This window comes from Rhodopirellula maiorica SM1 (genome assembly GCF_000346295.1).
GTDB classification, from domain to species: domain Bacteria; phylum Planctomycetota; class Planctomycetia; order Pirellulales; family Pirellulaceae; genus Novipirellula; species Novipirellula maiorica.
Genome location: NZ_ANOG01000256.1, coordinates 1 through 12,361, shown reverse-complemented (window position 1 = coordinate 12,361; position 12,361 = coordinate 1). Strand labels below are relative to the sequence as shown.

The window sequence follows — 12,361 nt, the reverse complement described above, 5'->3', positions numbered from 1 at the left end:
CAGACGCGAAATGGCGCCGAGCTTGAGCATGCCTACATGCGATTTGATCTTGGTGCGATCGGCAAGGAACGGAATAAGATTCAAGATGCCAAGCTGGTGCTCACGCTGCCGGGTGATGAGCGCCCGTCCAATGCGACGTTGCGTTTGTATGGCGTTGACACACCAGCGGCCGAGCGATGGCAGGAATCAGGACGGTTTGCATTGACGTGGGGGAATTCGTATTCCAAACGCGGCTTGGGGTCTCTGCCGGTGTTGGCCGAGACAAAAATCACCGCAAAGGACAACCGAAACGATCGTCAAGTATCGATCGGGGGCGCTGAGCTGACCGAATTTTTGCGAAGTGCCAAAAGCCGCTCGGTCACTTTGATCTTGGCTGGTGGAAATGCGGACAACAGCCTGCTGGCGTTCTCGAGCCGTGAGCGAGATTCGGCCGAGGCGCCACAATTGTTTGTCGAGCTTCCCACCCCCTAGGACCAGCACCCTCGTGCTCCTTGTCTGCATTGGTGTAGACTTTGCCGATTCCGTCGCCTGCATAGCCGCAGCGGTATTACAGACCGCGGATACCGCGTCGTTAGATATCTATGCTGGCCCTTTTCGTTGCTCCCGAAGTCCCTCCATTTGCCAGAAGTCTCCAATCGATAGCCCCGATTCATGCCAAACCAACTAAAACCCTCTGTCTGTATCGACGCCGTCTTCGAGAACGTGCCTTTGGCGGATGCGGTCAAATCTGTGGCCGATGCGGGAATCAAAGCCTTCGAGTTTTGGTGTTGGTGGGAAAAAAATCTCGACGAATTGATTCAACAGCGCGACGCCAACGGGATGTCGATTTCGGCATGTTGCACCAAGTTCATTTCGTTGGTTGATCCTGAAAAACGCTCGGAATACCTAGCGGGACTCGAAGAATCGATCGCCGCGGCCAAGCAGCTTGATTGCCCTGTCTTGATTTCCCAGGTCGGCGATTTTCGTCCCGGTGTTTCGCGTCAAGTACAGCACCAATCTCTGGTCGATGGTTTGCGCGAAGCCGCCCCGTTACTCGAAGCGTCGAACATCACGTTGGTCATCGAACCGCTGAACGAGTTGGTCGATCATGCGGGCTACTATTTGGTTCGCAGCGACGAGGCGTTTGAGATCATCGATAAGGTCAATAGCCCCCGAGTGAAGGTGGTGTTTGACATCTATCACCAACAAATCAGTGAAGGGCATGTGATCCACAATTTGATGCAAAACATCGACAAGATCGGGCACTTTCATGCCGCAGGAAACCCAGGCCGTCATGAATTAACCTTGGGTGAATTGAATTACGAGCAAATTTTCGCCGCGATTCAATCGAGTGAGTACGACGGTTATGTGGGGCTCGAGTATTGGCCCAAACATGCCCCCAGCGAAGGACTTCGTCACGTCGCTCGTTGGTTTACTGCGGCATCCTAAGTCATGGCTGATCGGGCGAGCTTGCCTCGCCAAACTTTTAGACTGAATTCAAGAGACTTCATTGAGCGACCTGAAAAACGATCTGTCCGATTCAAATGATTCCGGGTCGCCGCTGCCGCGTCAGAAACGCAAGGCCGCGATCACCTTTATCTTGCTGACGCTGTTTATCGATATTCTTGGCATTGGAATTGTGATTCCTGTTTTGCCCGAGTTGATCCAAGAATTGATCGGAGCGGAGGAGTCCGGCGCCAGTTTCTATGTTGGGGTGATTGGCGCGATCTACGCGTTGATGCAGTTTCTATTCGCGCCGATTCTCGGGGCGCTGTCGGATCGGTTTGGGCGGCGACCGATCTTGTTGGTATCGCTGTTTGGGTTGGGAGTCGACTTTCTGATTCAAGGATTTGCACCCAACATTTGGTGGCTGTTGGTAGGTCGTTTACTTGCCGGAGTGATGGGCGCTAGCATTACAACCGCAAACGCCTATATCGCCGACGTCTCGACCGATGCCAATCGTGCCCGCAACTTCGGTTTTGTCGGAATGATGTTCGGACTCGGCTTTACGATCGGACCGGCACTCGGTGGATTGTTGGGCAGCTACAATTTGCGTTGGCCATTTTTCTTGGCCGCGGCACTCGCAATGGTGAATTGGTTGTATGGTTACTTTGTGTTGCCTGAGTCGTTGCCAAAGAGTCGCCGCAGTGAATTTTTGCTGTCCCACGGCAATCCGTTTCGGACTTTGAACCATTTGAAGGTGTATCCCTTTGTGGTCGGATTGACCGTCGTCTTTCTATGTAAGTCGCTTGCACAACGCGGCTTGGAAAACGTGTGGGTGCTGTACACCGGTTATCTGTTCGACTGGGACGCGGCAGCCAATGGCAAGGCTCTTGGTTTAGTCGGTATTACCGCGATCGTTGTACAGGGTGGTTTGGTGCGTCCGTTCATCAAACGCTTTGGCGAACGTAACGCGGTGCTGTTCGGGACGCTCATCTCAGCGGTCGCGTTTGCGGGATATGGGTTGGCGAACCAGGCTTGGATGATCCCCGTTTTGATCGTGTTTGGTTCGCTAGGCGGTTTGGCAGGGCCCGCGATCCAAAGTTTGATTTCGGGAACGGTAAGCGATTCGGATCAAGGCAAAGTTCAAGGCGCGTTGACGTCATTGGTCAGTTTGACGAATGTGATCGCTCCCATCTTTTTCACTGCGGGATTGTTTAATTACTTCACTGGCGATGCCGCTCCGGTCGAGATTCCGGGAGCTCCGTTTTTGGCGGGTGCCGTGTTGATTACCATTTCGCTTGTCGTCGCAATCCAGGTTTTTTACCGCTTTCCGCGAACCAAAACGGTCGCAACCGAGTCGAATTACGACACAACTTGATTTGTTGCTCGACTTTGCCCGCTCGATCCCCTTATACTTGACGCTTCACGGGCGATGGGCGGCAGGTCGCTGGTGAGCGCGTTTCTTCTCATCCACTGTCGCGGTTACGGGGGTGACACGTGCGCGCGACAGATCCAGTTTGCGGAAGCTTCGCTCGGTTAAGACCTCGGGTTTTGCATCGCTTGCGGTGTCGTAGCGGATTTACCCTCGTCGAACTGCTTGTCGTGATCGCTATCATCGGCGTGCTGATAGGCCTATTGATGCCTGCGGTGCAAGCGGCTCGAGAAGCGGCACGGCGAATGAGTTGTTCCAATAATCTGCGGCAAATTGGCTTGGCCGCGCACAACTATCATTCGCTCTATCAGCAACTGCCACGCAAGAGCCAACCGAGTCCACGCAGCCATACTTGGGCGGCTTCGTTGTTGCCCTTTGTCGAACAGTCGGCACTCTTTGAACGGTATGACTTTGGCGTCAATTGGAATGACGTTCGAAATAAAGACGCAATCGCCACTCATGTGGAAACTTATTTGTGTCCCTCGACACCGGACAACCACGAACTGGATCGACTCGGTTCAGGAATCGATACCGCGACGACCGACTATGTTCCTCATGGCGAGGTGACGAAGAACATCGTTGACGCAGGCTATGTGAAACCTCGAGTCAATCGACGCGGGTTGTTTCATTCGTCGCGGGTCACTCGGTTTCGAGACGTCTTGGACGGACTCTCCAACACGATGTTGTTAGTCGAGTGTGCGGGGCGCCCCCAGTATTTTGTCATGGGACGGCTTGGGCCTTCGACCAATAATAATGGCTGCGGCAACGTCAACGTTACCAATTCGCGTGCTTCGCTTGGCGGTTGGGCGAACCCAGGTAACTACATTCCGATGCACGGTTTTGCCGCCGATGGGTTGAGCTGTTCCGGGCCCTATGTGATCAACAAAACCAACAACAACGAGGCGTATTCGTTTCACGTCGGAGGACTGCAAATCAATCTTGCCGATGGCAGTACTCATTTTATTTCCGAACAGATCGATGCGGAGATCTATGCTTCGTTGATTACCTATCAAGGACACGAGGTCGTCAGCGATTTCTAATCACTGGCGATCAAGCCCAAGCTTGGTAGGTAGTAGCACGTGGTAGTGGAGCGAGGTGCTCAGTAGCAAGGTGGATCGAGGGACGCGTTGATGGAGATCGAACCCATGCTCAGCAGCGACGGCGGTGACGGCGGATCCTGGTGCGAGGATTCGATTCGGGGCGATGGTCCCGAGTCCGCTAAGCTGCCCGAGGATGCCTTGCCCAACGAGGTCTTGCCCAACGATGCCCAGCAAGGCGATATCCAGCAAGACGATGACCAGCAAGACGACGGATTGCTGGCGGGGACGTATGCCGACAACATGCATGACACGTCGCCTCGACCGGCCCGTGTTGTCAGCGATGAAACGAAAACGATGTTGCGGCTTGCGATGCTGCCGGGCGTGGGGCCGCGAATTCTAACAGGACTGCTCGACCGATTTGGGTCGGCTCTGCAAACGCTGCAAGCTTCCGACTCTCAATTGGCATCGGTACATGGAGTGGGTCCCAAATTGGTGCACGTGATCCGGACCGCATCACATCACATTGATGTCGATTCGATGATCCAGTGGTGTGCTGAGCAGGATGTCTCGATCGTCTCATCCGAAGACGAAGATTATCCTCAACCGCTGTTTGATCTTCCCGATGCCCCGCCTATTTTGTTTGTCAGTGGACAGCTGCTTGCCAGCGATGAACTTGCCGTGGCAATTGTCGGAACACGCCACGCCACGACGTATGGATTAAAGCAAGCCGAGCGGTTTGGTTATGCAATGGCGCGAGCCGGGATTACGGTAATCAGCGGGATGGCCCGCGGGATCGATTCGGCTGCGCACGAAGGGGCGCTGAACGGAGGCGGCCGAACGATCGCGGTTCTCGGCAGCGGGTTGGGCGAGATCTATCCGAGCGAGCACAAGGGATTGGCCAAAACGATTGCGGATGCCGGGGCGGTGATTAGCGAATATCCGCCGCATGCGAAACCACATGCAGGCATGTTTCCTCAGCGTAACCGGTTGATCGCCGGGATGTCGCTCGCGACCCTCGTAATCGAAGCTCCCGATCGCAGCGGCGCGTTGATCACCGCTCGCTTGGCATGCGAGTTGAATCGAGAAGTGCTTGCATTGCCTGGGCCGGTGACCAGTCGAATGTCGCGAGGGTGTAATCAATTGATTCGCGATGGTGCTAAATTGGTGCAAACGATCGAAGACGTGCTCGAAGGAATCGGACCGATGTGCAACCCGATTGATGCAGGCGATGGTCAATCGATTCGCAGCGGTGCCGATTTGCTGCTGAATGAACTAGAGCGAGCGGTACTCGACGCGATCGGCGAAACCAGCACGCCAATCGACGAAGTGATTGTCAAAACCGAACTTCCCGCCCACCGCGTGATGGCCACCATCAGCGTTCTGGAGATGCGGTCGCTGATCCGCCGATTGAGCGGTCAATACGTCTCGCGGATTTAGCTGCGGTGAATCTCGCCCGTACCGCGTCTAAACGAACGCTGGGGTTGCGATTCATTCACCCAGTGACGCCTGATTTGGAAATTAGGCGTCGAGGCGATAATTTGCATGTCTTTAGTTTGGCGTGCCCGTCTTTTCTCTGGCATGCCCTTTGCTCCTTGGCTTCGTCGCCCCGCTGGAATTGGGCAATGAATCACAAACTACAGATGGGAACAAGATGGTCTATGTGGGGTGGTATGTCGGATCGGTGATTGGGGCCTTGTTGATGCTGGTCGCTATGACCGCAATGCGCCACGACGAGCGAAAACATGTCGGCCGGTTTGGCTGGATCGTCGTCATCCTGGTCTGTCCACCTGTTGGTTTTCTGCTGTACCTGATCTTTGCGGGCCGCAAAATATCTGCCGAGCATGAGCTGCGTGGTATCGTAAAAATGCCGCCATGTCCCAGCGTGGAAGTGCATGATCAGTGTGGTTTGTCGAACATTGGTATTCGTCGTGGGCTCGCCTCCGCGACGCCTGGTAACTGCGTCAAGTTGTTGGCAAAACCGGAAGAAATGTATCAGCATCTGTTCGAGCTAATCGACTCGGCAACCGAATCGCTCTACGTGCTTAGCTTTATCATGGCGGATGATGATCTTGGTCATAAAATTATGGACAAATTGGCGGCCAAGGCTCGAGCGGGCGTCGACGTGAAGTTATTAGTCGATGGCGTCGGTGCTTTTTTGATGCCCGATGAAATGCTCGACACCGTTCGCGATGCGGGTGGCGAAGCGATGACGTTCAAGCCCGTGTCACGTTTGTCCCGGTTCGCTTATTTGAATTTTCGCAATCATCGAAAACTTGTGATCGCCGATGGCAAACGGGCCTTTGTCGGAGGGGCTAACTTGGTGCAGTACGAAATCACCGATCAGCCCGATGAAGATACCTGGGTGGATCTGTGTGTGGCAATTACGGGGCCCGCGGCGTGCCAAGTCGAAGCGGTCTTCCGGTCCGATTGGCGGTTTGTCAATCGAGACCACTCGCTTGATGAAGCGGATTTGCAAAAGGAGATTCCATGTTGCGGGGTATTCCAACCGAAGTCATGCGATTCAAAGCAAACCGAATCGAGTGATGGCAATACGGAACCGTGCGAACGTATCGATGGCAAATCGGGCGATTGCGATTCGCAAAAGGACGGATCGGAACATCAGGGGGGGTCCACGGCGAATGCCGAGCACGACGGGGCAAGCCGGGTGCAAGTGATCCCGATTGGAGCCGATGGGCCTGGCGAAGTCATGGAGGACCTGTTGATCACGGCGATCCAGCGAGCCACGAAGCGGGTCTGGATCGTGACCCCCTATTTCATCCCTTCGTCCATCGCGATGCGATCACTCGAAATGGCATGTCGACGCGAAATCGATGTTCGGATCATGTTTCCCAATGTCAGCGACATGATGCCAGCGGACTATGCACGATTCGAATACAGTCGTGATTTGCACGAGGCGGGCGCCCGAGTGCTGCGGTACCGCGACGGAGTCGTGCATACCAAAGCGGTTCTAGTCGACGATGAGGTCGCGTTCATTGGCTCGGCGAATTTTGACATGCGCAGCTTTTTCCTCAATTACGAAATGATGCTGGCGATTCATGATCCCCGCGTCCTTCACGAGCTCGGCGATTGGTACACCGCAATGGAGGCACAGTGTGATGATCGCCAGGAACCTGATTCACTTCGCCGCCGCTTCTTTAGTACTGCCGCTCGGATCTTTGGTTCGGAACTCTAAACGCTCCGTTACGGATCGTTTCCTGCCGCTCGACGCCGCGAAAAGTGTGACAAAGGAACGAGGTTCGGGGGAGGTCAACTCAGTCCCTGGTGATTCTTTCTGCAGCGATTAACATTGACGCGAGCCCCCGCTCGGGGCTCGTTCGTTCGTCTTTGTTTCCTGCTGTACGTTGAAAGCGGTGCAGATGATCTCGATGTGTCTGAAGAAAAACTCTCTCCAGCAAGCATGGCCGTTGGCTTGTTTTGCTGTGTTTTTGTGCTGGGGGGGCAGCGATGCCCCGACGTTGTTTGCTCAAGCGGGCAAGGGGGTACGATCCGCCACGACGCAGCCGATCGATCAACTCCGTCAAGCCGATCCCTCGCCAACGTTGCTAGAGGGAGCCGAGGTGGTCACTCATCCCGGAGCGACGCCCAAAGTCATGTCATTGTTGATCGATGGGACGACGATCATCCGTGTGGGGAGCGAATTGGACGTGCCCGCCGGTGCCAAACGAGTGGATGTGTCGGGCAAACGAATCTACGCGGGGCTGATCGATGCGTTTCACGAGGTCGATCTTCCCGAGAACCCGGTCGTGGAGGGAACGGGATATTGGAACCGCAACATCACGCCCGAATATCATGCCGCTTGGGTCAGCGGTGAAAAGCAAGCGGACGATGGCAAGCGTCGCAGCCAGGGAATCACCACACAGCTGCTCGCTCCGAGTGGCGGCATTTTGAAAGGCCGCAGTTGTGTGGTCCTGCTGACGGACGCTGATCACCCGCAGCGATTATTGCGACCTAATGTTTTTCAACACACCGCATTGACCGTGCCGCGTGGAAAGAAACGCGACAGTTATCCCAATTCGCCAATGGGGGCCACGGCGCTGTTGCGGCAATCGCTTTATGACGCGGTATGGTATCGCGATGCCAATCGGGTCTATCAGCGAAATACAAGATTGAACCGACCCGAACCGTCGCTGGCACTCGAGCAACTGTCGCAAGCAATTACCGAGGGACGCTTCCTGTTTGATGCGGACAACGAACGCATGGCGATCCGTGCCGAAGCGATCGCCAATGAATTCTCGCTCGACATCCTGCTGCGTGGTTCGGGACGCGAATACCGTAGTTTGGACGAAATTGCAGCGACCGGGCGAACGTTTTTGTTGCCTGTCGATTTTCCCAAAGTGCTTGCGACCGAGACGCTTGCGGCGATCAATGATTCGACGCTGACCGATTGGATGCATTGGTATTTTGCACCGGAGAATCCTAAACGCTTGGATGCCGCGGGAATCGAATTTGCCTTGACCACCGATGGGTTAGACGATCCGGGAACCTTTTTGAAGCAAGTTCGTACGGCCGTCAAACGAGGATTGCCTGGTGAGGTGGCCCTGGCCGCGATGACGACCACTCCGGCAAAGATCCTGGGGGTGGGCGACCGCGTGGGGGAGATCCAACCGGGGATGCTTGCTAATTTGGTGATCACCGATGGCGACCTGCTGGATGATTCCACCAAAGTGCTCGAAACCTGGGTCGCAGGAATTCGGTACGAAATCGCCGAGGACGGGGCCGCCGCTGACGATGGTTTGCAGGGCATCTGGGCCACAACACTTTCGATCGATGGCAAGAGCGTCAAGGCCGAGTTGGTGTTGGAGCAAAAGGACAAGTCGATTTCGGGCTACCTTCGCTTGGCCAAAAAGAAGAGCGACAAAAAGGCGAAGCTTGAAAAGTTGATTCGGCAACGCGACCGCGTCTCGGCCTCGGTCAAACTGCACTCGTTGTCGGATTCACTGGATCAGGGCGTGTGGCAGTTGACTGTGTTGAGAGTGGACGAAGAGGACGCGAAATCGCCTCGATTGCTGGCCACGCTTCGTTCGCCAAGCGGAGATTCGGAGACATTGACGCTGAAACGCAGCGAAGACTCCACTCCGGACGCCGAGCAAACGTCGAAGAAAGCCGATCCCTCGAAAAAAAAAGACTCCGCAAACGAATCCGATTCATCGGAGACGAAGGCAGAGCTTGCTTCCCCATCCGACCCGATCGAATTGGTCTATCCGCTCGGTGCGTTTGGATTGACGGAAAAACCCGAGCAGCCGCCGTTGGTCGTGTTCCGCGGCGCAACAGTGTGGACTTGTGGTGACGATGGGGTGATCAGCCCCTGTGACGTGCTGGTGCGCGGTGGCGTGATTGCCGAAGTCGGGCAAAACCTCGAGGTGCCAAAAAACTGTGTGCAAATCGATGCCAAGGGGAAACACATCACCCCGGGGATGATCGATTGTCACTCGCACATGGCGACCGATGGCGGGATCAATGAATCGGGGCAAGCGGTCACGTCCGAGGTGCGTGTCGAAGACTTTATCGACAACACTGATATCACCATCTATCGGCAATTGGCCGGCGGTGTGACTACCGCTAATGTGCTGCACGGATCGGCGAACCCGATCGGCGGACAAAGCCAAGTGATTAAATTGCGTTGGGGCGGAACGATGCAAGAGTTGAAATTTGACGGGGCTCCGCTTGGAATCAAGTTTGCCTTGGGCGAAAATGTCAAACGCAAACCGACGCGTTATCCCACGACACGAATGGGCGTCGAACAGATTTTGCGAGATCAATTTCTCGCCGCACGGCAATATGAAGCTGCCAACACCGCTTGGAACAACGGTGTCCGCGATCAATTGCCTCCTCGACGTGATTTGCAGCTCGATGCTTTGGTCGAAATCCAGCGCGGCGATCGCTGGATTCATTGCCACAGTTATCGGCAAGACGAGATTGTCGCCACACTCGACGTGCTCGAAGAGTTCAATATTCGTATCGGGACGCTGCAACATATTCTCGAGGGCTACAAGGTTGCCGACCGAATTGCCAAACACGGAGCGATGGCGTCGACGTTTGCTGATTGGTGGGCGTACAAATTCGAAGTCTATGACGCGGTTCCCTACAACGGCGTGTTGATGCACGATGCCGGTATCGTGGTCTCGTACAACAGTGACGATCCGGAGCTCGGACGCCACTTGAATACCGAAGCGGCCAAGGCCACCAAATACGGCGGCGTGCCTGAGCAGGAAGCACTTAAATTTGTGACGCTGAATCCTGCGAAACAGCTTCGCATCGATGACCGAGTCGGTTCGATCGAAGCCGGAAAGGATGCGGATCTGGTCGTTTGGAGCGGGCGTCCACTGTCGACCACTTCACGTTGCGAGCAGACTTGGATTGATGGTCGTCGCTACTTTGATGTCGATCATGATCGCAAGCTAAGACAACGTGATCGCGAGCTGCGTTCGCGAATCATTCAAATCGCTTTGCAAGAACCGAAGCAGGAAAAGGCACAGGACAAAGATGACAAAGACAAGGAAGACAAAGTCGAGGAAGAGGATCGTTGGACACGGATCGACGTGTTCTGTAATGCAGGGCGAAACGCCGGAGGTGTACAATGAGAATTTTGCAAATCACCATTTGCTTGTTGGTGTTATCGAGTTTGTTGAGCGGACGCGAAGCGACGGCCCATGACCAGATTCCCGGAGCCGAACAAACGCGACCGATCTTGATACGCGGCGCGACGCTGCATCCGGTCGATGGCGATGTGATCGAAGAAGGCGATCTTTTGTTTGACGACGGGCGAATCGTGGCTATCGGGGCCCGCGTCAAGGTAGAGAAAGGAACGCAGATCATCGAAGCGGCCGGAAAGCATGTCTATCCGGGCTTGTTCGATGCGATGACCGATTTGGGGTTGCGCGAGATTACCGGCGTCGATGTCACCGTCGACCATGCCGAACGAGGCGAGAAGAATCCCAATGTTCGATCGTGGGTCGCGGTCAATCCCGACAGCGAGCTGATTCCCGTGTCGCGGGCCAGCGGCGTGCTGTTGGCTCACGTCGCGCCAGGCGGCCGATTCTTTCAAGGCCAATCGGCCGTGATGCAGTTGGATGGGTGGACGGCCCGCGAGATGAATTTGTCCGCGCCGGCCGCGATGTGCGTTTCTTGGGGGCCGACCCAAGTCAGTGATGATGATCCCAAAGCCGAAGCCAAGAAGCGTGACGAGAAGTTGGAGGAACTCGACCAGTGGTTGGATCGAGCCGTTCGCTACGCCGAGCAGCGAGAAGCAGGTTCTGCGATCGAAGACGTTCAATTAGAGGCTCTATTGCCGGTGATCGAGGGGCGTCTGCCCTTGATGGTTCATGCGGATCGACGCGACTCGATCGAATCCGCTGTGGCGTACGCTCAGAGCCGACAATTAAAGCTGGTGATCTATGGCGGATACGATGCTGCGGACTGCGCCGACCTGCTGAAACGCTACGATGTACCTGTGATCATTGCCGGAACGCTTCGTTTGCCGCTACGTCGGCACGACCCTTTTGATCATCCCTTTACCCTTCCGCAGCGATTAAAAGCGGCGGGCGTCAAGTACGCGATCGGTGGCGAAGGGCCTGGTTATCCAGGCGGTGCATCGAACGTTCGCAATCTGCCCTACCACGCGGGATGCTCGGTCGCCTACGGGTTAGCTCGTGAGGATGCGGTTCGCGCGATCACGCTTTCGCCCGCCGAAATTCTAGGCGTCAGCGACCGCGTGGGGTCGTTGACCACCGGCAAAGACGCAACCTTGATTATTGCGGATGGGGATATTCTGGAAACCGAGAGCAACGTGGTCGATGCCTATATCCAAGGACGCAAAGTCGATTTGTCGAGTCGGCATACGATGTTGTTCGACAAGTACCGCAAAAAGTACAACCGCGGTCGCTAGAGTAAGCGAGGGAGGCAACGTAATACGCTGTCACCTCTCCCAACCGGAATGCCGTAATGGATTTCCCCAAAAATCCATTGTTGCCGTAGTGGATTTCGCCAGAAATCCTTTGTCGCCGTAGTGGGTTTCGCCAGAAATCCTTTGTCGCTGTAGTGGATTTCGCCAGAAATCCCCCCTGAATCAATCGTTATCGCTACGTTGGAACTCTGGCGAGTTCCACTACCACGGTGCTACCACAAGCGAGCTAGGCATGCTCGGCCACGACTTCGTCAAAGCTATTCAGGTGCAGCGAGATGCCTTCGGCTGATTCCTCGGTTGCTACCGCGATGGCGGCGATGAAGGATTCGCGAGGATGAAACGAAAAGAATTTCCATTGATGCTCGCTCTCCAGTTTGGGATGCAGCATTCGGATGGTGGGGGTGTCGTCGTCAATGTTTTCAAACGCAAAATCGGACAGCGGTGTGTTGAGCCCCGTGCCGATCGCTTTGATGAACGCTTCTTTCAGAGTCCATACTTTCAGAAACGCTAACTTGCGTCGCGCCGTGTCAGAGAACGAGTGAA

General features: G+C 55.2%; 9 protein-coding genes. 8 read left to right on the top strand and 1 reads right to left on the bottom strand.

The window, feature by feature from the left end:
* From RMSM_RS07985 to RMSM_RS07945, 8 genes are all read left to right on the top strand, one after another.
* Window positions 1-471, top strand: a 471-nt coding sequence (locus tag RMSM_RS07985) for a DNRLRE domain-containing protein (RefSeq protein WP_144057471.1), incomplete at its 5' end; no start/stop codon positions are given.
* A 180-nt stretch (window positions 472-651) separates the two neighbouring features.
* The gene (locus RMSM_RS07980; protein ID WP_008693989.1) at window positions 652-1,428 is read left to right on the top strand and encodes a hydroxypyruvate isomerase family protein; all 777 of its coding nucleotides are present in this window, start codon (window positions 652-654) and stop codon (window positions 1,426-1,428) included.
* A gap of 61 nt (window positions 1,429-1,489) precedes the next feature.
* Window positions 1,490-2,800, top strand: a complete 1,311-nt coding sequence (locus RMSM_RS07975; protein ID WP_008693987.1) for a TCR/Tet family MFS transporter — start codon at window positions 1,490-1,492, stop codon at window positions 2,798-2,800.
* Between the two features lie 119 nt (window positions 2,801-2,919).
* The gene (locus tag RMSM_RS07970) at window positions 2,920-3,894 is read left to right on the top strand and encodes a DUF1559 family PulG-like putative transporter (protein ID WP_390172750.1); all 975 of its coding nucleotides are present in this window, start codon (window positions 2,920-2,922) and stop codon (window positions 3,892-3,894) included.
* Between the two features lie 90 nt (window positions 3,895-3,984).
* On the top strand, window positions 3,985-5,331 hold the full coding sequence (gene dprA / locus RMSM_RS07965; RefSeq protein WP_008693982.1) for a DNA-processing protein DprA: 1,347 nt from the start codon (window positions 3,985-3,987) through the stop codon (window positions 5,329-5,331).
* A 148-nt stretch (window positions 5,332-5,479) separates the two neighbouring features.
* Window positions 5,480-7,087 carry a phospholipase D-like domain-containing protein gene (locus RMSM_RS36590; RefSeq protein WP_144057470.1) on the top strand — a complete coding sequence of 536 codons (1,608 nt, stop codon included), beginning with the start codon at window positions 5,480-5,482 and terminating at the stop codon, window positions 7,085-7,087.
* Between the two features lie 184 nt (window positions 7,088-7,271).
* Window positions 7,272-10,496: an amidohydrolase family protein gene (locus RMSM_RS42425; protein ID WP_052031546.1), complete on the top strand. Its 3,225-nt coding sequence runs from the start codon at window positions 7,272-7,274 to the stop codon at window positions 10,494-10,496.
* On the top strand, window positions 10,493-11,800 hold the full coding sequence (locus RMSM_RS07945; RefSeq protein WP_008693978.1) for an amidohydrolase family protein: 1,308 nt from the start codon (window positions 10,493-10,495) through the stop codon (window positions 11,798-11,800). The genes RMSM_RS42425 and RMSM_RS07945 overlap by 4 nt, the downstream gene beginning before the upstream one ends.
* Window positions 11,801-12,044: 244 nt before the next feature.
* On the opposite strand, the gene RMSM_RS07940 is transcribed toward RMSM_RS07945, so the two are convergent.
* Window positions 12,045-12,361, bottom strand: a 317-nt coding sequence (locus tag RMSM_RS07940) for a 4'-phosphopantetheinyl transferase family protein (protein ID WP_040764778.1), incomplete at its 5' end; no start/stop codon positions are given.

Coding starts and splice junctions, on each gene's coding strand:
- RMSM_RS07980 (WP_008693989.1), top strand. CDS start 652: ATGCCAAACCAACTAAAACCCTCTGTCTGTATCGACGCCGTCTTCGAG.
- dprA (WP_008693982.1), top strand. CDS start 3,985: ATGGAGATCGAACCCATGCTCAGCAGCGACGGCGGTGACGGCGGATCC.
- RMSM_RS42425 (WP_052031546.1), top strand. CDS start 7,272: ATGATCTCGATGTGTCTGAAGAAAAACTCTCTCCAGCAAGCATGGCCG.
- RMSM_RS07945 (WP_008693978.1), top strand. CDS start 10,493: ATGAGAATTTTGCAAATCACCATTTGCTTGTTGGTGTTATCGAGTTTG.